A 21,276-nucleotide genomic window follows, 5' to 3' on the forward strand; every position below is an offset into this window, starting at 1 on the left:
TCTAAACAGCCCTTTTAAAATTTCTTTATTTTCCTTTTAAGAATCTTTTGGTAAAACATTGGTAGTTATTCGAACGCTTCTTTCTTCTCCAATATTTGAAACAATCCTAACTATTTTATTTTGTCTTCCCATTTTACCACGGCTATTAAACTTAACCGTAATTTCACCTTTTTCTCCTGGTGCTATTGCCTCTCCTTTTGGAAAACTAGGGACCGTGCATCCACAAGTAGTTTTAACATTTGAAATAATTAACGGTTGCTTCCCTGTATTCTCAAATTTAAAAATATGCTCTACCACATCTCCTTGAGTGATATCTCCAAAATCATGATTACTTTCCTCAAAAGTAATTTCTGGACCATTAGTACTTTCTGTTGATTGAGCCACTGCTGACCCTATCAAAAAAAATGTAGCGAAAAATAATATTGCCTTTTTCATAATTGAAATATTTGATTTTTGATACGATAAGTAAAATTACGAAATTTCAATAAAAATGATACCAAAAATAACATTAAGAAGAAAAATGAAACAATTTTTTAAGGTTTTTAAAGCTAGAAAAACTTGGGATGGAAGTTGACTAGAAATAACTCTTGTGTTGATCTAGTAATTGCCGTATATAGCCATCGTATATATTCTCTATTCACCATTTCATCTGTCAAATAACCCTGATCAACATAAACTGCATTCCATTGTCCCCCTTGAGATTTATGACATGTCAAGGCATAAGCAAATTTAATTTGAAGTGCATTCAGGTATGGATCCTTTTTAATAGCCGCTTTCCGTTCAGCTTTAGTATCTAGATCCATATAGTCTTCTGCCACCTGATGATACAAATTCTTATATTCTTCATTACTCAATGATGGACCATTGGAATGCAAGGTATCTAAAATTACTTTCACCTGAAGATTAGGATGATTGTCATAATCGGTTAGTCTGATTTCTAAATCTGCAAATCGCAACCCATACATCTCTTCAAAATTAATTACTTTAACCACTTCCATGAAATCGCCATTGGCTAAAAATCCACCTGGTGTATCTTCAGTTTGGTAAACGTAATTATTTTTAACAATCATTAAGAAATCACCAGCTTCTAATTCTCCTTCCATAAAGTGGATTTGTCTCCTAATATACTCATTGTACTGCACCGCCATTTTATTTGAACGACAAATTATTACAGTATTTTCAACGCCATACTTTTCGTAAGCATACCGCAATCCATCTTCTAATCTTTCCCCTGTCATTCTAAATATATCCTTGTAAGAATTAGTATTAAAGTGAATTCTAAATTCATTTTTAGAAAGTTCACTCCGTAAAGCGGTTGCATTAAACAAAATCCCAGAATCTTGGGCTTGACGCATTACCTCAGTCAAAACCGTCTCTATTACTTCAGCTCTATAATTACTTTTAAGGAAATTAGCATCGAGGCCAGCACTGTTTACTTTCCCTACAGGAGGTAACTGGGCATCATCTCCAATAAATAGTATTCTATTGCCCTCATTTTGAAAAACATAACTAATGATATCATCCAATAAACTGCTATTACCAAATCCCTTTTCATCTGATAACATACTTGCTTCATCTATAATGAAGAGCGTCTTTTGATGGTAATTCTTTTGAAGTGAGAAATTAGGTTCACCACTGCCTACTTCCGCTGTCTGACGATAAATCTTCTTATGAATAGTAAGTGACAGTCTCTTTGAGTAATTGCTCATTACTTTTGCAGCACGACCTGTTGGAGCCATCAAAACATACTTATAGTTAAACAAGGGTAGAAATTGCACTAAAGCACTGACAATAGTAGTTTTACCGGTACCAGCGTAACCCTTGAGCAATAAAATAGGTCTATCCTCATCTTTCAGATCAAAGAACGGATCCAAAGCTTTGAAAAATTGAGACTGCCCAGGAGTAGGCTCAAAAGGAAACTTTGACCGTATAATGGCCGATGCACTAGGCATTCATTTTATGGTTGATATCTTCTGGATTGATTACAGCCATAGTTGTAGTGGCTTTGGCTATCAAGCTTCGTTCTTCACCGTCTACTGCCCAAATTTCTGCCTCACAAAAGTTTAATTTCCTTCCCTTTTTAACCACATAGCCAATAGCATGCAATTTTTCTCCCATTCCGGCTTTAAAGTATGATACCTTTATTTCAGCAGTCACAACATGACAATCCATTGGTACAGTTGTGTATGCAGCAAAACCAGCTACAATATCTGCAATTGTGGCTGTAACGCCTCCGTGCACCAAACCCTTTTGCTGTTTATGGATTTCTTGAATATCGAGCCAGCCTTCAGTTTTACCCTCTTCAATTACTGACAAATCGAAGCCAATATGCTTCATAAATTCTTGTCGCTCTAAAAACTTTTCAACCCTTAACTTAAAATCTTTTTTCACTGTATTTTCCTGCATTTTATGTAATTTCAAATATTTCACAAATATAAGCATATTGATGACTGGAAAAGCAAGGGAAAGTGTCAATCAAAAATTCGGTGGCAAAGTAAGGGTTAGAGTCGGTGGGATATTAATTGAAGAAAATAAAATTTTACTTTTAAAACATGAGGGGGTTGGAAAAAAAGAATATTTGTGGTCCCCACCCGGTGGAGGGCTAGATTTTGGAGATGATGCAGAAAAAAACTTAGAAAGAGAGTTTGTAGAAGAAACAGGCTTGCATATTCACGTTCATGAATTACTGTTTGTGAATGAATTTATGACCAGTAGCATCCATGCTATTGAATTATTTTTTAGAGTAGAAAAAACCGGAGGAATTCTTAAATTGGGAAATGATCCTGAAATGGGCAAACAACAAATTTTATCCGATTTAGCATTTTTTGATGAAAATAAATTAATAAACACAGAAAATGACTACTTGCACAATATGTTTATAGGAATAAATAAACCTCAAGAAGTTTTAAATCTTAAAGGATATTTTAAATTTGTGAATAATTCCATAAAATAGCATTTTAAAATAATTTCTAAATAGAGAAAAAAAATAGAAAGATGAGCAAAACAAAGATTTTATCAATAGTTTTCTTCGTGGCTGCAATAGTAGTAGGCTACTTTTTTGTAGATAGCATTGCCTATGATATTCAACAAGAGAAAAAGATTAAGCGAGAAGAGGCTCGAGTAATCAACAAATTAAAACAAATCCGATCAGGTATGATTGCTTATCAAAGGGTGAATGGTCAATATACTAGCGATTGGGAAAAATTGATTAATTTTATTGACACTGGCGATTTCTACCTAACAGAAAGATCAGAAACTATTATCCAGAGAGATTATGGTGGGGACAGTGTTGTAATAAATATTGATACGCTTGGTACAATACCAGTTTACGATTCTCTGTATGCAAATATTCCAAACTTCGATTTACAAAACTTGCCATACAAGCCAGGCTCAAAAACCAAATTTGAGATTTTTGCAGATAAAATCATCAAAGGGTCCGTGAAAGTTGACGTCTTCGAAGTAAAAGATCCTGAGCCAATTAATCCTAAGAGAAGGGAAGATGATAATGAAAAAGCATTAAGAGTGGGCTCTAAATCAGAAGTAACAACTGCAGGAAACTGGGAATAATATTTTGGATATAGCAAAAGAAAAAGTTTTTAAAACCATAAGGAAGGTTAAGGATGATAAGTTCTCTATTGAAAAAATTGAGCATTATTGCTTGATTTTAGAAATTGGAGAAAGAGACCTTCAGGTATCGGTTATAGATATTAAATCTAATCGGGTTTTAATACTTGAAGATTATAGTTTAAGTAAAACTGAGGATGAACATCAAAAAGTGCAAGTTCTAAAAGCGCTTTTTGATGAGCATCATCTATTGATGGTTGGGTTTTGGAAAGAAGTAATCCTATGCTTTAAAACGCCAAAGTACTGCCTAGCACCTCTCTCCTATTTCTCAAAGGACAATGCTAGGGCAATTCTGAAAATGAATTGCCAAGTTGAACCGTCCGATTCTGTAGGTTATTATAAGGTGAATAGTAATGACTCAGTCAATATCTTTACCTATCAGAAAGAAGTTCTAAAGTTCGTTCGATCAATTTATGTAAACAGCAAAATAAAAGTCACTCACCAAAGTGGTATGTTAGTGAACGCGGTTCTATTTAATCCGCCCTTTGCAAATGAAAATGAATTGTCTCTGTACATAGATAGGTTTTACCTCCATGCATCTGTCTGCAATAATGGAAAATTGTTATATTTTAACTCTTTCAAAATCCAGAAATTTGATGAGTATATAAAATATATCAATCTGATATGCAATGAATTTAAAATTTTGAAAAAGGAAGGAATTATTAATCTTTGGGGTTATATAAAAAAGGACTCTACTCATTTTCAAGAACTGCAAAAGAATTTTCCAGCTATTAAAATTGGGAATAGGACCAAAAAATTAAATTTTGGATTCAAATTTGATGAAATAGCCGAACATCAGTATTTTGATGTATTTGGAAACTATTTTAATTTATAATTCATGTCAAAGAGAATCGCCATTTTCCCTGGTTCATTTGATCCTTTCACGAAAGGACATTACGATATTGTCGTCAGAGGATTAAAGATTTTCGATGAGATCATCATTGCAATTGGCTACAATTCAAAGAAACAAAACAGGTATTTTGATATCGATTTGATCGTGAACAAACTTGAAGAAACTTTCGAAGGCGAATCCAGGGTTTCAGTTATTGTATACAATAAATTGACATCAAATTTAGCCAAAGACTTAAAGGCTGGTTTTTTGTTAAGGGGATTGAGAAACACGACCGACTTCGAATATGAAAACAGTATAGCACAAGTCAACAAATATCTAAACGAAGGTCTGGAATCTGTTTTTCTAATAACGGCTCCAGAATATGCTGCTATAAGTTCCACAATTATTAGAGAGGTACATAAATTCCGAGGAGATGTGGACGAATTTTTACCCTATAAAATTGACTAAATTAGCTGCATTTCTACCCTATGGAAAATAGTTAATGATTTTTAAAAATTTATTAATATTATTTTCATACAACTTATTTAAAAATACGTTAGATTTCGCCATATAAAATTCAATTAAAAAATGGCACTTAATGAAGCATCAGATTTCGCAACATTTGACGAATATGATGACAAAGATTACGATGAGCTCGAAGATGATTTTTTTGATGACGAACAAGATGACATCAAATTAAATGATGAAGACGAGGAAGAGGACACTTGGCGATTTAAAATCGATGATAACTTAGACGAAGATGCTGAAGATCAGGATTTTGATTTTGACGATGACGATCTGAGGAAAGATTTGGATGATTATTAAAAAAAATAGGTGGTAAATATTTGCCACCTATTTTCTTACCTCTACTTTCTAATAGCTAACCAATTCTACTTATCAATTAGCTTATCTTGCCTACTTGGCAGGGAAAACTTGCAAAGCTAAATTTTGAGCTGCAGCAAACGCATTTTGATCTATGCCCAAATTAACCTTCTTTTTATTAAAATACGCTACCATATCTTCTGTCACCATATTACCCACTAAATCATCTTTAGCCATAGGGCACCCACCAAAGCCTTTTATAGCACCATCAAATCTTCTACAGCCAGCAGAATAGGCAGCCTCAAGTTTTTCCCAAATCGTGCTCGGATGGCTGTGCAAATGGGCACCAAATTCTATATGTGGATATTGAGGAATCAATTGCTCAAATATCCATGATATGTTTTCAGGATTGGAAACTCCGATTGTATCTGAAAGTGAAATTACCTTGACATCAATTTTATTTAAGCTTTCCACGAACTCTTGAACAAAACCAGCATCGTACGGATCACCGTAAGGATTCCCAAAACCCATCGATAAATAAACAACCAGTGTTTTATCATGAGCTACAGATACTCCTTGAATTTCGTTTAAATCCTTCATTGCTGTTTCAATAGAACGCTTGGTATTACGTTGCTGAAATGTTTCGGATAAAGATAGTGGATATCCTAAATAAGAAATATGATTAAACTTGACGGCCTCAGAAGCTCCTCTTTGGTTCGCAATAATTGCCAGTAATTTCGAACTAGATTGCTGCCAGTCGAGCTTTTCAAATACCTCAGCACTATCTTTCATTTGAGGTATTGCCTTTGGAGAAACAAAGCTTCCTGCGTCAATAGTATCAAAACCAACTTTTAACAATTGATTCAAGTAATCGATTTTTTGATCTGTTGGAATAAAATCATGCAAGCCCTGCATAGCATCTCTCGGGCACTCTATAAGCTTTACCGTTTTAGTGTTTTTCGTCTCCATAATTCAAAACTAATCATTAAGACTTTCTGCTAAAAGAAATTCTTTTGCTCATTGAATTTCAAATACAGAGAAATCATAAGAATAATAGCGAATTTTTAATTTCATCTTACTAAATTTCAGCTTCGTACTAAAAATTACACGTGGGAGTAGTCATCAAACAAAGCGCTTATGCCTCTATTATCAACTATTTGGGAGTTGCAATAGGTGCTGTTAATATGATATTTCTTTTCCCTGAGTTTCTAACGCAAAAGGAACTAGGTTTATTTAAAGTTATTTTTTCTATGGCCATAATACTTTCACCTTTTGCTCAGGTGGGCCTTGCTAGAACTACTTTGAGATATTTTCCCCGTTTTAATAAAGGTCATAAATCATCAGGAAGGTTTTTCACATTTGTACTGATCATGGGCTTTTTCACCATTTCAGTTTTTATCGGCCTGTTTCAATTGGTTGATCAATGGGTATTTGGTTTTTTTGAAAAGAATGCCCCTGAGCTCATACATCAATATTGGCTAATTATCATTTTGGTGGCAATTATGGTGTATATCTCCATTTTTGAAGCATATTATAAAGCTCAACTCAATGTGGTGATTCCGACATTCATGAGGGAGTTTTTTCTGAGAATAACTAGTAGTGTCCTGGCTTTCCTATATTTTCTAGACTATATTTCATTTGAGTGGTTTTTGCGGTTTTCTGTTGCCACTTATGCACTCAGCCTCTTACTATTATTTTCTATCGTTATTTTAAAGGGGCAATTAAGATTCAATTTTTCAATCTTTCAACTGAAGAGGTCATTCATCCAAGATATGACAAAATACATGTTTTTTATTATGGCCAGTGCTGTAGGTTCTGTTATTGTTTTGCAAATAGATCAATTGATGGTGACTGGGTACTTAGGGCTGAAAGAAAATGGGATTTATGTGATTGCATTCTTCATGGGTACGGTAATCGAAATCCCAAGAAGGAGTATTTCACAAATGTCAGATGCATTAATTGCAAATGCATTTGAAAATGAAAGGCTAGACGAAATTAAAAAGATCTACAAGCAAAGTAGTATCAATCAGCTGATTTTAGGAAGTTTTGTGTTTATTTTAGTGATAATAAACTTAGATAATATTTATGCAATTATGCCAAAAGGTGATGATTATGCAAGCGGAAAATGGATAGTCGTATTAATTGGTTTAAGCAAGTTGATAAATATGAGCTTTGGCGTCAATTCAGAAATCATTGTGTCTTCAAAATTCTACAAATCCAATATTTATTTTGTAATCGTGTTAGCCGTATTAACGATTGCATTAAATGCTTTTTTAATTCCAAAGTATGGTTTAACTGGTGCAGCAATTGCTACCCTATCTTCAATACTGTTGTTTAACGTAATTAAATTGATTTACATTTATATTAAACTAGATTTTCAACCCTTTTCTATTCATACTTTAAGTACCCTTTTGCTTTCGGGTTTGTGTCTTTTTCTTGTAAGCATTGTACCCCAATTTTCAAATCCAATAGTAAATGGCGCTTACTTAACTATGCTAACTTGTTTGATTTTTGGTCTTTTGATGCTGTTTTTTAAACCTTCGAAAGAAATCACGAAGATCATTCAACCACTTAGAGATAGATTTAACTTTTAAAAAATGAATTTATATTCTGAATAACAAATTGAATATCTTCTTCTGAATGACTAGGGTGAATGGGTAACGATAGAACAGACTTTGATGCTTCAATAGCGCTAGGGAATTGCATATCTACATTAAAAACGGACATCTCTGAAAGTGCTGTTGGATAATGTATATCTGTCTCAATTTTTTTTTGCCTTAAGTAGTCTTGAAGTGCATCTCTCCTATTCGTTCTAATTACAAATTGATGATAAAAATGGCCGCTGCAATTCAAGGGTAAAGCCAGACCTTGTAAGTGGGTAAAATATAGCTCTGCTATCTCTCGCCTTTTAATGTTATCCGCATCCAGGAATGGCAGCTGGGCGGAAAGCACAGCGGCTTGTATTTCATCCATCCTACTGTTTCTTCCCATCTGAATATGACTATTTCTACCGGATTGGCCATGGTTAGCCCATAACTTACATTTTTCGGCTAAGTCTTCATTACTAGTAAGAATAGCCCCCGCATCGCCTAAGGCTCCTAAATTCTTCGTTGGGTAAAAACTAAAAGCAGCAATATCACCAAATGTACCTGCCAATTTTCCGTTTAAAGAGGCTCCATGTGCTTGGGCACAGTCTTCAATCAAGTAGATTTCATTTTTCTTGCATATTGAAACAATCTTTTCAATTTCAGGGTGAACCAAGCCAAATAAATGTGGAAGTATAAGAGCTTTTGTCTTTGGAGATATTTTTTCTTCTAGTTCTGAAAGCTGGATCCCAAAATGATCTAAATAAATATCACAAAATACTATTTTCCCACCGACTAATTTGATAACAGAAGCATCAGAAAACCAGCTGAAGGCAGATGTGATGACCTCATCCCCTTCCTGAATTTCAATACTCCTCAAGATAATCTCCAACGCATCTGTACAATTTGCCGTTGGTATCAAATAATCCTGACCTAAGTAATTGGAAAAATCTTTACAAAATTTGTTTAGGTATTTACCATTCATGAAAACCCCCTCATTCAAGACATTATCTATCGCGGATCTTATTTCTTTTCGAACAGGTGATAATTTTAAAAAGGGGATCGACTTAACGGGCATATCTTAATTATAAAAATAGGGTATTAAATAAATATATAGTCATTTATATTTGCAATAACAGCATCACTTTTCCAACTTTAAATTTGTTTTTGAAGTAATAGAGCTAGAAAATTCATTAAATTGAAATTATATAATTTTTACCTCAAAGATTAGAATTTTTAATTAAAAATAAGCCATAAATGAAAAAAGTAGCAATAATGACTTCGGGGGGAGATGCGCCAGGTATGAATGCCTGCGTTCGGGCAGCTGTTCGGGGAGCCGTTTACCATGGAATCGAAATATATGGAATTTACAGAGGGTATGATGGCATGATTGAAGGGGACATTGTGAAAATGAAATCTCATTCGGTTAGTAATATTATTCAAAAGGGCGGTACTATCTTAAAATCAGCCAGAAGTGAGGAGTTTAAAACTAAAGAAGGAAGAAAGAAAGCTTTTGATCATTTACAGAAACTTGGGATTGAAGGATTAATCACCATTGGTGGAGATGGTACATTTACAGGCGCTAAAATTTTTTATGATGAATATGGAATTCCTACAGTTGGAGCTCCAGGCACCATTGATAATGATTTGTATGGCACTGATTATACCATTGGATTCGACACTGCTGTAAATACTGCACTGGGTGCAATAGATAAAATCAGGGATACTGCCGATTCACATAATCGTCTTTTCTTTATAGAAGTAATGGGACGAGATTCCGGCTACATTGCTATTCGTTCTGGAATTGGAGGTGGAGCCGAGTTGGTAATGGTTCCTGAAACCTCCACTAGTATCAAAGAGGTTATAAGCACTTTGCGAGAAGGCTGGGCACGTCACAAAACATCTTCCATTGTGGTAGTAGCCGAAGGGGATGAGGAAGGAAATGCTATGGAAATTGCAGCAAAGGTAAAAAAAGCCATTAATCAGAAAGATATCAAGGTTTCCATTTTAGGTCATATCCAGCGTGGTGGTTCTCCTAGTGCACAAGACAGAATTCTGGCCAGCAGATTAGGTTTAGGCGCCATTGAAGGCTTAATGAAAGGGGAAAAGAATGTAATGGCGGGGATAATAAATGATAAATTAGTTTATACATCCTTTGAAGATAGTATAACCAAAAACAAGCCCCTGAATCAGGAATTAATTCACATGGTTAAAGTGTTGAGCGTTTAAATAGAGCCTATTGGGCTTTTAAATGAGCCAAATTTATATCTATTTGATATTCAACACCAAATAATAAACTTTTGTGAAATCAATCAAAAGATTTCATGTAATTAAAACTCAAATAGGGGAAATGGAATTAAAAACCACATTAGAAATAAAGCCAGTTGAAGAAAAAATCCATCCTCACGATCGGATTACTTCTATTGGGAGTTGCTTTGCCGATCATATTGGTAGTCGCTTTGAAGAGATGAAAATGGATATTTTGAGTAATCCATATGGAATTATATACAATCCAATTTCTCAAATGCGACTAATCAAATCAGCACTGAAGGGAGAAGATTTAAATGAAGAACATATAATTGAAAACCGGGATATATATAATCACCTGGATGCTCATTCCATTTTTGGCAAGAAGAATCTGATTGAGTTAAAAGACGGGATAAGGGAAGCTTCCGCCAAATTGAAAGATTACTTGGAGACTTCTAAAGTATTAATTCTAACCTTCGGAACGGCATGGGTTTATCGCTATGAAAAAACCCAAGACATTATAGCTAACTGCCACAAGCTTCCATCCCAAAATTTCCAAAAGGAATTATTGGAATTGCAAGATATAATTGAAGAGGTGAGCTCTACAATAGCATATTTAAGAGAAGTAAACCCAAAAATTCGAATAATTTTGACTGTCAGTCCTGTTCGTCATACTAAGGATGGAATACCAGAGAATATGTTGAGCAAGTCTATTCTTAGGTTGGCTGTTCATAAAATAAAAACAAGCATCGAAAAGACCTACTATTTTCCTGCTTTCGAATTAATGATGGATGATTTACGGGATTACAGATTTTATGCAGAGGACATGATCCATCCCAATAACGTAGCCAGAAATTTCATTTGGCAACGATTTAGAGAAACTTTCTTTTCGGAACCACTTTTCGCCTATTGTGATAAATGGCAGGCGATCAAAAATGATCTAAACCATAGAGTGATGAACCCTGGTTCCGAGGAACACGTCCAATTCTTGGAAGCATTGTATAAAAAACTAAGCCGTTTTTCAGTAATGGGAAATGTGGAAGAGGAAATGAAACATGTAGAAAAAGAATTAGAAGATGCCAAAAGCCAATAAACTCATTCATGAGAGCAGTCCCTATTTGTTACAGCACGCCCAGAACCCAGTTGAGTGGCAAGCTTGGGGAGAAGAAGCACTAAATCAAGCCAAGAAAGAAGATAAACCAATAGTATTGAGCATCGGCTATGCTGCATGCCATTGGTGTCATGTAATGGAGCATGAAAGTTTCGAGGATGATGAAGTAGCCAAAGTGATGAACGAAAATTACATTTGCATTAAACTAGATCGTGAGGAAAGACCCGATATCGACCAAATCTATATGGATGCTGTCCAAAACATGGGATTAAATGGTGGTTGGCCTTTGAATATGTTTTTAATGCCCAATCAAAAGCCATTCTATGGCGGAACTTATTTCCCCAAGCACAAATGGTTAGAAATATTGGATAAAGTCGCTATGGCATTCCAAAGCAGTCGTGATCAGTTAGAAGAGTCTGCAGATAAATTTGCACAAGCCCTTAATGCGCCAGATACGGAAAAATTAGGGCTGGGCAACTTAAAATCAAATGAATTCAACAGTACAATACTGTCGGAAGCTTACCAAAAGCTAAGTAATTCTTTCGACTGGGATAATGGCGGTACATTAGGAGCCCCTAAATTTCCAATGCCAGTCATATGGAAATTCTTAATGAAATATGCCTTTCACAGTCAAAATCCTGAAGCTCGAAAGGCACTGGAGTTGACCTTAAGCTCCATGGCCGATGGCGGGATTTACGACCAAATAGGCGGTGGGTTTGCTCGTTATTCTGTTGATGCGGAATGGTTTGCCCCACACTTTGAAAAGATGTTGTATGATAATGGACAACTCATAAGCTTATATGCCGATGCTTATCGATTTACCCAGAATCCATATTTCAAAGAAGTATTTGAAGATAGCATAAAATTTAGTGTTCGCGAATTGATGGACCCGTACTGCAGGTTTTATTCTGCCCTTGATGCAGACTCAGAAGGTGAGGAAGGCAAGTTTTATACATGGACTTATGATGAACTCCAGAAGCTGTTCGGGAAGGAGTATGAGGCAGTTCTTAAATTCTACAATGCCACGGAAAATGGAAATTGGGAAAATGAAAGAAATATATTGTTTCGTCACAGCACCCTTGAAGATTTTTGCAAGGCTGAAAAACTAGATTATGATGAATTCAAAAAGCAACTCAAGTTCGTAAAGGATCGGTTATTAGACAAAAGAGAAGGTAGAATCCGCCCTGCTTTGGATGATAAGATTCTGACAGGATGGAATGCACTGCAGATAAAAGGAATTTGTGATGCCTATAAAGCCCATCAAGATGAGAAATATAAAGCCATCGCCTTAGACAATTTTATTTTCTTAAGTGAATTTGTTTGGGATGGAAATCACCTATTCAGAAGTTTCAAAAATGATCAGGTGAAAATTAAAGGCTATTTGGAAGATTATGCTTTGACCATACAAGCTTGTTTAACAATTTTTGAAATTTCCTCAAATCGAAAAGCTTTACACTTTGCAGAAGAATTGGCCCAATATGCCGTTGATAACTTTTATGATACACAAGAAATGCTATTCTATTATACCGACAAGACTAGCGAAAAGTTAATTGCAAGAAAAAAAGAGATCTTTGACAACGTCATTCCTTCATCCAACTCAGTGATGATTGAAAGTCTGCATTGGCTTGGAATCTTGAAGGGAAATGCTTCTTTCACCAAAATATCAGAGGATATGCTTAAGCAAATCCAACATTTACTCGTAAGGGAACCAAAATTCTTAGCGAATTATGCTTCAGCTTATGCGTTGAAAGCGCACAAAAGCTTTGATGTGGTTATAGTAGGTAAAGATGCTAAAAAATTTCAAAAGGAGATGTGGTCTCATTATTTGCCTAATTCTTTCATTATGGCCATAGAAGAGGAAAATGACAAAGAATTAGTCTGGCGAGGAAAAGAGATCATCAATACAAAGACGAGCATTTATGTGTGTGAAAATAACGCCTGCCAACAGCCTGTATACGATGTCCAAGATGCTATAGCCCAAATGACCAAATGAGTCAACTAAGCTTGAATACGATAGAGGAAGAGAGCCTGCAGCAAACATTTTTCGTTCAGGTTCTCTTGCCTGTTCCCATCCCTAAAACTTTCACCTATCGCGTTCCAAGAAAATATGAAGAACAGCTCCAAGTTGGTATCAGGGCCATTGTTCCATTTGGAAAAAAGAAAATTATAACGGGTGTGATCAGTTCAATTCACCACGAAGCACCAAAAGAATATGAAGCCAAATATATTCTAGAAATTCTCGATGAATTTCCTATCCTTAGTAGACAGCAATTCAAACTATTTGAATGGATGGCACAATACTACATGGCTACTGAAGGTGAAGTGCTTAATGTTGGACTGCCATCTGGTCTAAAATTGAGCAGTGAATCGAAAATCCAATTAAACCCGGCTTTTGAATTAGAACAGTCACCTTATATATTTAGTCAAATTGAAGAAATAGTCATCAAGCTGTTGAAAAAAGAAGGGCTGCTCTCCTACCAACAGTTTGCAGAACTTACCAATGGAAAACAAACCAGTCTTTTATTAAAAGAATTGCTCAAAAAACAAGTTATTATGCTAATTGAGCAAGTTCAAGAGCGCTATAAGCCCAAAACTGAGAAGCGTTTAAGGTTGCACAAGGCTTGGCTGAATGAAGCTCAGTTAAGTGAACTGATGCAGTCTTTAGAGAAAAAACATAAGCAGCTAGACGTCCTTTTGAAATTTCTGCAGGAAGTTCCAGTATTTAAGCACCCTAATAAAAATGAAATAGGTTTAGCAAAAAGTGTTTTTAAAGAAGAGCAATTTTCTATTTCCTCCATCAACACGCTTATTAAAAATAAAATATTTGAAGAATTTGAGGTGATCACTTCTCGATTGGACTACCTTAATAGGCAAGAAAACCTAGATCATGAAATTAGTTTAAGCCCAGCTCAAGAGCAGTGCAGAAATGACCTCAACACAATTTTTGCCGATAAAGATGTAGCCTTGTTGCATGGAGTTACGGGTAGTGGAAAAACAGAAATCTATTTATCGCTTATTAGAGAAGTAATTGACAGCGGCTCGCAGGCTCTATTTCTATTACCAGAAATCGCCATAACCACTCAAATGATTCAGCGAGTGCGGAAAATATTTGGAGATCAAGTAGGGATATATCACTCCAAGTTTTCAGATGCTGAAAGAGTAGAAGTGTGGCAGGGAGTTGCAGAAGGCAATATTAACTTTGTGATAGGGGTACGCTCTTCCGTTTTGCTACCTTTTAACAATCTTTCACTAATCGTAGTAGATGAGGAACATGAAAGTAGTTATAAACAGCATGAACCTGCACCGCGCTATAATGCCCGTGATACCGCTGTGGTACTATCAAATATCCATCAGGCGAAGTTGATCTTAGGATCTGCTACACCATCTTACGAGAGCTATTATAACGCTAAAACTGGTAAGTACGGGCTGACTGTCTTGAACGAAAGATATGGAGAAGGCAGAATGCCAGAAATTGAAGTCATTGATATGCGAAAGCAAAAAGCCAAAAAACTGGTTAAAGATGATTTTAGCCATAGTTTTTTAGCTGCACTTGAGGCAGAAATGAATAAAGAAAACCAGGCCATTATTTTCCAAAACCGAAGAGGATACGCTCCATACTTGCAATGCGAAACTTGCGGGTGGATTTCAGAGTGTGAGAATTGTTCGGTCAGCCTAACTTACCACATGCACCAGCATGAGTTGAAGTGTCACTACTGTGGATACCGACAAAAAAGCCCAAGCGCTTGCTTAAGTTGCGAATCTACCGCATTAGTAATGAAAGGCTTCGGAACCGAGAAAATTGAAGATGATTTAAAACTTCATTTTCCAGAAGTAAAAATCCAAAGAATGGATCGAGACACCACTCGCAAAAAGTATTCATATCAGCAGATAATAGAATCTTTTGAAAGCGGAGAAACACAAATATTGATTGGCACACAGATGGTGACTAAGGGATTGGATTTTGAAAATGTGAGTATAGTGGGAATAGTAGATGCTGATAGAATGATGTACTATCCTGATTTTAGGGCACATGAGCGCGCTTTTCAGCTTATGTTGCAGGTCAGCGGCCGAGCCGGAAGAAGTCACAAAAAGGGCAAAGTATGGATTCAAAGTTTCCAAGAAGACCACCCCTTATTTAAATATCTGTTGAATTATGATTATGAAGGATTTTATGAACTTCAGCTGAAAGAAAGGCATTCATTCTTCTATCCGCCTTACTGCAGATTAATTAAAGTAGTATTAAAAGGAGCGGAAAGCAATTCTGTACGAAATGGAGCGAAGTTACTTCATGAGTCTTTGACTACAATATTAGGCAGTCAGCGAGTTTTGGCGCCACACGAGCCCATGATTTCCAAAATAAGAAATATCTACCATATGGAGCTTTGGATAAAATTAGAAAAAGGATATCCTTTAGAAAATACAAAAAAACAAATTAAAGATTCCGTCACTAGGCTTCATGAAAACAGCCAATTCAGAAAATTGCGTGTAGTTTTTGACGTGGATCCACAATAGTTAGTCTTTGAATGTACTCTGTTTGAAAAAAATCTTAGTGGTTAAAAAATCTGAACTTTAGTTTTTTATTAACTAGTTAAGATAATTTTTCTAAATTCGTTATTAATTATTTATATTTTTTGAACAAATTCTATCAATATAACCTATTACTACTAAGATTCAAGAATCCTGAAACAGAAAAGAATTTTAACCTGGGCTGCTTTAAGGAGGATTTGAATGCACTACGATTTGTTATTGTTTTAGGAACCGCCCTGAGCATTATTTTTATTTTCGTGGACGTGATGCGGTATGAATTAGATATGATTTCTGTAGCCTTTCGGGGAGGAATGGCTTTAATTTTGATCGTTTTAGGTGGTCTAACCTTTTTGTTTAAAGAAGAAAACTATCAATTCACACAATACATGGGCATTTTAATTGCTCTCTTTGTATCTACGGTTTTCTTTCTACACTACCATTTTAACGAAGATCCCGCATTTGATATTTTCCTGTCAAATATTTTGATGGTACTAATTTTCATTACTTCCACGATCATGGGAATGCGGTTTCGCTATGCAATATTGGTGAATACAGTTAATTTCGCTACGTACATTTTATATATTGAGAACATCAATTACTCTCTTATTGCAGAAAGACAAATTTCACAGCTTTTCGTCATCTACATGGTTGGAATATTAGCCTCATACATTCTGGACAGACAAAAAATGACCTCCTTTATTCATAAAAATGAGTTGGATTTAGAGGTGCAAAAGGTTGATGAACTCAATAGAGTGAAAAATAAGCTATTTTCAATTATTTCACATGATCTCCGGGGCCCTATAGTCTCTTTAAAAGGAATTGTAGGCTTATACAAAAAAGGAGCTGTGACTGTAGATGAATTCAAGCAGCTTACCAATAATTTAGAGGACGATTTAAATAACTCTTCCAATCTATTGGACAACCTTTTGGCATGGTCAAAAAGTCAATTACAAGGATTAGATATTAATAAAGGGCGAGTAAATCTTCAGGAGGAACTTTCCATGCTAAAAAATTTATTTAGTTCTCAATTGAAATCAAAGGGGATTTCTCTCGATATTGATTTAGAAGATCAACAAGAAATAGTAGTAGACAAAGAAACTATTCAAATTGTATTTAGAAATATATTGTCTAATGCTATAAAATTCACTCCACTAGGAGGTAAAATCTCAGTAACATCAAAGAATGATGATGATGGGATGATAGCTATTTCCTTTACAGATTCTGGTATCGGAATGCCCCCAGAAAAGCTAGATAACTTATTCCAAATCAATAAAAATACATTAATAGGTACCTCCTCCGCTAGTGGTGCCGGCATAGGTTTGCTCTTGGTAAAAGAATTTGTAGAACTTAATAATGGCGATATTGCTGTAAGCAGCGCTTTGGGGAAGGGAACGACCTTTAAAATTAGACTCCCTACCCAATAGGTATACCTAAAGGCTATGAAAAAGTATTAAATGTATTAGCAAAAAGCTTTCATCTAGTGAATTCCACATTCAAAGTCCTTCTCACCCTTTTATACTTATTACATAAACTGCAAATTAAAAGCATTTCATCTATTGAATGAAAAGTTGATGAAACAGTTTGTTTGAACTTTTGGAATCAAAACACGCTTATTACGAAATCATTTCAATTCTTTCAAGGGTATTCCATCTTTTAAAATTAATTTTGCAATATGATATTAGTAGGTAATGCAGTCATCACTGATGACATCAAGGAAAAAAACTTCGTTTGTAATATTGAGAAATGCAAGGGTGCTTGCTGTGTAGAAGGAGATTTGGGAGCTCCGCTTACAGAGGAAGAATTGCCAATTATGAAGGAAATCTATCCTAAAGTAAAGCCCTACTTATCTGAGAAAGGCATTAAGGCCATTGAAGAGCAAGGAGAATATATTGAAGATTGGGAAGGAGATTACAGCACCACTACCATTAATGAAAAAGAATGTGCTTATGCCATTTATGATGAAAAAGGTATTCTAAAATGTGGGATAGAACAAGCGCATAATGATGGAAAAATTGATTTCTTAAAGCCCATATCCTGTCATTTATATCCCATAAGAATCACTAAATATGATGAGTACGATGCTCTAAATTACGATAGATGGCATATTTGTGATCCAGCCTGCGAATTAGGTGATAAATTAGGTGTACCGATTTATAAATTTACGAAAGATGCTTTGATCAGGAATTACAGCAAAGAGTGGTATGAAGAATTGGTCAAAGAAATTGAATCAACTAATGAATAAAACTAGATCATTAAATTAGGGAGTGTAACCGTAAATCTGGTCCCTTTATCAACTTCAGAATCGACTTTAATTTCTCCGTTAATCTTTTGAATGGTCTCTTTAACAATATAAAGCCCTATTCCTGTTCCTTTGCTATCATTGGAAGCTCTGAAGAACATTTCAAAGATTTTTTCTAGATATTTTGATTCAATGCCCAAGCCATTATCGGTAATTTTTAAGACCGCCTTTTCACGATCAACATTAATACAAATTTGAACAAATGGATGCTCAATGTAAGGATTAAAATACCGGATTGAATTAGAAATAAGATTGTTAAAAATAACTTTCAATCTTCTTTTATCAGAATAAAACTCAATACTGGAATCAATTTTAATTTCCTTCCTGATGCGATCAAAATTCTCTAAGTATTGGTAATTATCCATGGTCTCTTGCAAGATTTCGTGGAAGTCAATAAATTCAGGCTTCACCTCTTGCCGTGCATTTCGAGATAAATCAACAATATCTTTGATAAAATCATCCAGTTTATTAATGCTCTTATCAACCAAGTCTAAGTATTGACCTAATTTCTCTTTATCATTCTCATTTTTGGCCAAATTGATCAAGCCTTTGACTGAGCTGAGCGGTGCTTTTAAATCATGTGAGGCACTGTAAACAAAACTGTCCAGCTCAGTATTCAATTTCTTCAATTCCCGATTTTGCTTTTTCAGCTTTTCCTGCGCACTTTTTATACCGGTTACATCTCTTATAGCGCCATCAAAATACTTCACGCCTTGATCATCTTCGCTTACCATACTACTTAGGAGTCCAGTAAATATCTCTCCGTTCTTTTTTCTAAATTGAACTTCAATATTGGTTACATCTCTTTTCTTAATAAGCATTTGTCCTAGTCTTTCCCGGTCTTTAGGATTAGCATACAGACTGTTTAGTTGGGTATGTTTATAAAGCTCATCCTTGGATTTAAAACCAAACATTTTCATAAAGGCATCATTAATGAAAATTAAGCCCCTGTCGTGAGAACTTCGATAAATTGCTTCCGAAATATTTTTATTGACTGATGCAAGTATTCTTTCACTACTCTTAATTCTTTCCTTAGCTTCGTAATTATCCGTAATATCATTTGTTAAACAGGCTACTCCTGAAATTTCCTGCTTGAACACAACAGGGAATATTTTAGAGTCAACTACTTTAACAATTTTATCTCCTTCTCTGTAAAAATCACGGTAATTTTCTTCCTTACCATTTAAGGCAATGCTGATTCTTTGAATGGTCTTATCATACTGCTCAGCTAAATCTTTTTGTTCTAACACATTCATCCCTACCTGGGGAGTTAAGCCATAGTGAGTAAAGAGATGGTCAATAAATTTATTATTAAATGCCATCAAATTAAATCTTGAATCTACCATCCAGATCATGGAATCAAGGCTATCGAATATTGATCTCCAGCTGGCTTCTTGATGCATCACCTCCCCCACTTGAAATTGCAGTTTATTGTGAAAATTAGATTTCAAGGCTGTGTACTCCTCTTCCAGAACCTTATAGTCATGAATCACGGTATTCACCAATTCATATACTGGACTTAAAGGGTTACCCATTTCAAAATTTATTGGCTTGGTTTCTCCTTTTTTCCAGTCAACCTGGCCAAACACATCATTTAACTTTTTGAAATCAATATTATTGGATTGAGCCTGGAGCCTTTGAATTTTCAACTCTTTAATCTCTGCTACTAATTCTTCCTTGCTTAGTGATTTTAGGTAATCATCGGAATGCATTTCAGGCTTTATCCCTTTTACAGCATAATCAATAGCCAAAGTTGGATTAACTACCTCTTCAACTCCCTCAATATGCTCTGATTGATGGGATTTATACAGATCTAAAATTACTTTAGCGATACCATGATAGATAAAAAGCATCTTAGACCAGTATTTGCGAAAAGACAGATCAAAAAGATGTATTTCCTCTCTGGCTGAGGAAGGAATAGAGTTCAATTGAGTGGCATCCATAATTAAAGTCAATTTACTATTTTGACTTAAATGGACTACCTTTTGTAAGTTCTTGAAAAATAGTTGTGATTTATGGCTATCAGGTTCACCCATCGTTACCACATAAAGGATCTTGCTTTGAATTAACAGATAGTAACATTTAAAATCTTGAAAATCTGTAATATTCACCCTATCCAAAATCTCAAATTCCAGCTTCTGGTCTTCAAGTATCTTAACTATTTCATTTAAATATTTTGTATTCAATACAAGCGAGATTTACAAGCAATTACAATTTTTAAAAATATGGAAAAATTCTTTAAAAAAATTTCTTGAATTCAGGATTTATAGAGAATGTATGAAATCGCTAAAACTCTAGTAAAAAGTAAGCGTTTTGAACTGAGGAAGGGAATACAAAAATCACCAACTAATCTCAACCGAACCAAAACAAAAAACCCAAATTAGAGGTGTAATTTGGGTTTTGACTGTGAATTGTATTATTCAAATTATTTTTGAAATCCTCTAAGTTTAATCTCTGTTAGTTTTCTTTTGGTGTCCATTGGAAAATCTCCTTTCATCATCCAATCATAATAACCAGATTCTTTTTTCAAAACCTCTTCAACAGGATGACCCTTATGCTTTCCGAAATTAAAAACTTCTACACCTGCATCATTAAAAACGAATCTACCTGCTAGGTCGACCATGTTATCATTGGTGATTTGATGTAAGGTTTCCACATTGTTTTCAATAGTTCCAATCACCTTGCCTTTTAAGTCCTTTAAACTTTCACCTTCATACCTTTTTATTTGCGCATCCAAGACCTCTAGGGTTGCTAAAGTATCTGCTTCTGCTGAGTGCGCATCCACCAAATCTTTATCACAATAAAATTTATAAGCAGCCGTCAATGTTCTCTTTTCCATCATATGGAAAATCTTCTGAGCATCTAGTAATTTCCGTTTTGAAATATCAAAATCAACTTCTGCCCTTAAAAACTCCTCGACTAATACTGGAACATCAAATTTCAATATATTAAAACCTGCCAAATCACAGCCATGTAAAAAAGCGGATAATTCTTTAGCAACACCCTTAAATGTGGGTTTATCCTTCACATCTTTATCATAAATACCGTGAATCAAACTACTCTCCACTGGAATAGGTCTTTCAGGGTTCACTTTTTCAGTATTTTTGATAATTTCACCATCCGGCATCACCTTTACAAAAGAATATTCTACAATTCTATCGTTGACAACATTTGTACCTGTGGTTTCAAGGTCAAAAATGACCATTGGGTTATTGAGTTTTAAAAACAT

19 protein-coding genes are annotated in these 21,276 nt (G+C 35.0%); 12 read left to right on the top strand and 7 right to left on the bottom strand.

Going from position 1 to position 21,276, the window contains the following annotated elements; all coding sequences use genetic code 11:
* Positions 1–36 precede the first annotated feature (36 nt).
* The 3 genes from AAC601_RS18350 to AAC601_RS18360 all read right to left on the bottom strand — a co-directional run bounded on the left by AAC601_RS18350 (position 37) and on the right by AAC601_RS18360 (position 2,406).
* Positions 37–435, bottom strand: a complete 399-nt coding sequence (locus AAC601_RS18350) for a DUF1573 domain-containing protein (protein WP_340154061.1) — start codon at positions 433–435, stop codon at positions 37–39.
* Positions 436–548: 113 nt separating this feature from the next.
* A complete protein-coding gene (locus tag AAC601_RS18355; protein ID WP_340154062.1) occupies positions 549–1,952 on the bottom strand; it encodes an AAA family ATPase in 1,404 nt (467 codons plus the stop codon).
* Positions 1,945–2,406 carry a PaaI family thioesterase gene (locus AAC601_RS18360; protein ID WP_303269665.1) on the bottom strand — a complete coding sequence of 154 codons (462 nt, stop codon included), beginning with the start codon at positions 2,404–2,406 and terminating at the stop codon, positions 1,945–1,947. The genes AAC601_RS18355 and AAC601_RS18360 overlap by 8 nt, the downstream gene beginning before the upstream one ends.
* A gap of 40 nt (positions 2,407–2,446) precedes the next feature.
* Here AAC601_RS18360 and AAC601_RS18365 point away from each other — a divergent pair, with 40 nt between their 5' ends.
* The 5 genes from AAC601_RS18365 to AAC601_RS18385 all read left to right on the top strand — a co-directional run bounded on the left by AAC601_RS18365 (position 2,447) and on the right by AAC601_RS18385 (position 5,281).
* Positions 2,447–2,953 (top strand): NUDIX hydrolase, encoded by a 507-nt coding sequence (locus tag AAC601_RS18365; protein WP_303269666.1) that lies wholly within the window; start codon positions 2,447–2,449, stop codon positions 2,951–2,953.
* A 41-nt stretch (positions 2,954–2,994) separates the two neighbouring features.
* Entirely contained in the window at positions 2,995–3,567 is a 573-nt protein-coding gene (locus tag AAC601_RS18370) for a hypothetical protein (RefSeq protein ID WP_303269668.1), read from the top strand.
* Between the two features lie 4 nt (positions 3,568–3,571).
* Positions 3,572–4,459 (top strand): DUF3822 family protein, encoded by an 888-nt coding sequence (locus AAC601_RS18375; protein WP_340154063.1) that lies wholly within the window; start codon positions 3,572–3,574, stop codon positions 4,457–4,459.
* Between the two features lie 3 nt (positions 4,460–4,462).
* Entirely contained in the window at positions 4,463–4,924 is a 462-nt protein-coding gene (coaD, locus tag AAC601_RS18380; RefSeq protein ID WP_340154064.1) for a pantetheine-phosphate adenylyltransferase, read from the top strand.
* 120 nt (positions 4,925–5,044) lie between these two features.
* A complete protein-coding gene (locus tag AAC601_RS18385; RefSeq protein ID WP_340154065.1) occupies positions 5,045–5,281 on the top strand; it encodes a hypothetical protein in 237 nt (78 codons plus the stop codon).
* Positions 5,282–5,371: 90 nt separating this feature from the next.
* On the opposite strand, the gene AAC601_RS18390 is transcribed toward AAC601_RS18385, so the two are convergent.
* Positions 5,372–6,247, bottom strand: a complete 876-nt coding sequence (locus AAC601_RS18390) for a hydroxymethylglutaryl-CoA lyase (RefSeq protein ID WP_340154066.1) — start codon at positions 6,245–6,247, stop codon at positions 5,372–5,374.
* Between the two features lie 140 nt (positions 6,248–6,387).
* Here AAC601_RS18390 and AAC601_RS18395 point away from each other — a divergent pair, with 140 nt between their 5' ends.
* Complete coding sequence (locus AAC601_RS18395; protein ID WP_303269675.1) at positions 6,388–7,872, top strand: polysaccharide biosynthesis C-terminal domain-containing protein; 1,485 nt, start codon at positions 6,388–6,390, stop codon at positions 7,870–7,872.
* Here AAC601_RS18395 and AAC601_RS18400 read toward each other — a convergent pair.
* Positions 7,862–8,941 carry a DegT/DnrJ/EryC1/StrS family aminotransferase gene (locus AAC601_RS18400; RefSeq protein WP_340154067.1) on the bottom strand — a complete coding sequence of 360 codons (1,080 nt, stop codon included), beginning with the start codon at positions 8,939–8,941 and terminating at the stop codon, positions 7,862–7,864. The genes AAC601_RS18395 and AAC601_RS18400 overlap by 11 nt on opposite strands.
* A gap of 179 nt (positions 8,942–9,120) precedes the next feature.
* On the opposite strand from AAC601_RS18400, the gene pfkA reads away from it, so the two are divergent.
* The 6 genes from pfkA (at position 9,121) to AAC601_RS18430 (ending at position 17,990) form a co-directional block, all read left to right on the top strand.
* Entirely contained in the window at positions 9,121–10,092 is a 972-nt protein-coding gene (gene pfkA, locus AAC601_RS18405; RefSeq protein ID WP_303269679.1) for a 6-phosphofructokinase, read from the top strand.
* 73 nt (positions 10,093–10,165) lie between these two features.
* Entirely contained in the window at positions 10,166–11,203 is a 1,038-nt protein-coding gene (locus tag AAC601_RS18410) for a GSCFA domain-containing protein (protein ID WP_340154068.1), read from the top strand.
* A complete protein-coding gene (locus AAC601_RS18415; protein WP_340154069.1) occupies positions 11,187–13,214 on the top strand; it encodes a thioredoxin domain-containing protein in 2,028 nt (675 codons plus the stop codon). The genes AAC601_RS18410 and AAC601_RS18415 overlap by 17 nt, the downstream gene beginning before the upstream one ends.
* Entirely contained in the window at positions 13,211–15,733 is a 2,523-nt protein-coding gene (gene priA / locus AAC601_RS18420; protein ID WP_340154070.1) for a primosomal protein N', read from the top strand. The genes AAC601_RS18415 and priA overlap by 4 nt, the downstream gene beginning before the upstream one ends.
* 119 nt (positions 15,734–15,852) lie before the next feature.
* Positions 15,853–17,172 carry a HAMP domain-containing sensor histidine kinase gene (locus AAC601_RS18425; protein ID WP_340154071.1) on the top strand — a complete coding sequence of 440 codons (1,320 nt, stop codon included), beginning with the start codon at positions 15,853–15,855 and terminating at the stop codon, positions 17,170–17,172.
* Positions 17,173–17,420: 248 nt separating this feature from the next.
* Positions 17,421–17,990 carry a DUF3109 family protein gene (locus AAC601_RS18430; protein ID WP_340154072.1) on the top strand — a complete coding sequence of 190 codons (570 nt, stop codon included), beginning with the start codon at positions 17,421–17,423 and terminating at the stop codon, positions 17,988–17,990.
* Positions 17,991–17,992: 2 nt separating this feature from the next.
* On the opposite strand, the gene AAC601_RS18435 is transcribed toward AAC601_RS18430, so the two are convergent.
* Both AAC601_RS18435 and AAC601_RS18440 read right to left on the bottom strand, forming a co-directional pair.
* Positions 17,993–20,233 carry a PAS domain-containing sensor histidine kinase gene (locus tag AAC601_RS18435; RefSeq protein ID WP_303269686.1) on the bottom strand — a complete coding sequence of 747 codons (2,241 nt, stop codon included), beginning with the start codon at positions 20,231–20,233 and terminating at the stop codon, positions 17,993–17,995.
* A gap of 239 nt (positions 20,234–20,472) precedes the next feature.
* Positions 20,473–21,276: a 3'-5' exonuclease gene (locus tag AAC601_RS18440; protein WP_303269687.1), complete on the bottom strand. Its 804-nt coding sequence runs from the start codon at positions 21,274–21,276 to the stop codon at positions 20,473–20,475.

The organism is uncultured Marivirga sp., assembly GCF_963974845.1.
Taxonomy (GTDB): Bacteria; Bacteroidota; Bacteroidia; order Cytophagales; family Cyclobacteriaceae; genus Marivirga; species Marivirga harenae.

Coding starts and splice junctions, on each gene's coding strand:
- AAC601_RS18400 (WP_340154067.1), bottom strand. CDS start 8,941: ATGCCCGTTAAGTCGATCCCCTTTTTAAAATTATCACCTGTTCGAAAA.
- AAC601_RS18385 (WP_340154065.1), top strand. CDS start 5,045: ATGGCACTTAATGAAGCATCAGATTTCGCAACATTTGACGAATATGAT.
- AAC601_RS18390 (WP_340154066.1), bottom strand. CDS start 6,247: ATGGAGACGAAAAACACTAAAACGGTAAAGCTTATAGAGTGCCCGAGA.
- pfkA (WP_303269679.1), top strand. CDS start 9,121: ATGAAAAAAGTAGCAATAATGACTTCGGGGGGAGATGCGCCAGGTATG.
- AAC601_RS18350 (WP_340154061.1), bottom strand. CDS start 435: ATGAAAAAGGCAATATTATTTTTCGCTACATTTTTTTTGATAGGGTCA.
- AAC601_RS18370 (WP_303269668.1), top strand. CDS start 2,995: ATGAGCAAAACAAAGATTTTATCAATAGTTTTCTTCGTGGCTGCAATA.
- AAC601_RS18360 (WP_303269665.1), bottom strand. CDS start 2,406: ATGCAGGAAAATACAGTGAAAAAAGATTTTAAGTTAAGGGTTGAAAAG.
- priA (WP_340154070.1), top strand. CDS start 13,211: ATGAGTCAACTAAGCTTGAATACGATAGAGGAAGAGAGCCTGCAGCAA.
- AAC601_RS18440 (WP_303269687.1), bottom strand. CDS start 21,276: ATGTTTTTAAAACTCAATAACCCAATGGTCATTTTTGACCTTGAAACC.
- AAC601_RS18365 (WP_303269666.1), top strand. CDS start 2,447: ATGACTGGAAAAGCAAGGGAAAGTGTCAATCAAAAATTCGGTGGCAAA.
- coaD (WP_340154064.1), top strand. CDS start 4,463: ATGTCAAAGAGAATCGCCATTTTCCCTGGTTCATTTGATCCTTTCACG.
- AAC601_RS18430 (WP_340154072.1), top strand. CDS start 17,421: ATGATATTAGTAGGTAATGCAGTCATCACTGATGACATCAAGGAAAAA.
- AAC601_RS18355 (WP_340154062.1), bottom strand. CDS start 1,952: ATGCCTAGTGCATCGGCCATTATACGGTCAAAGTTTCCTTTTGAGCCT.
- AAC601_RS18415 (WP_340154069.1), top strand. CDS start 11,187: ATGCCAAAAGCCAATAAACTCATTCATGAGAGCAGTCCCTATTTGTTA.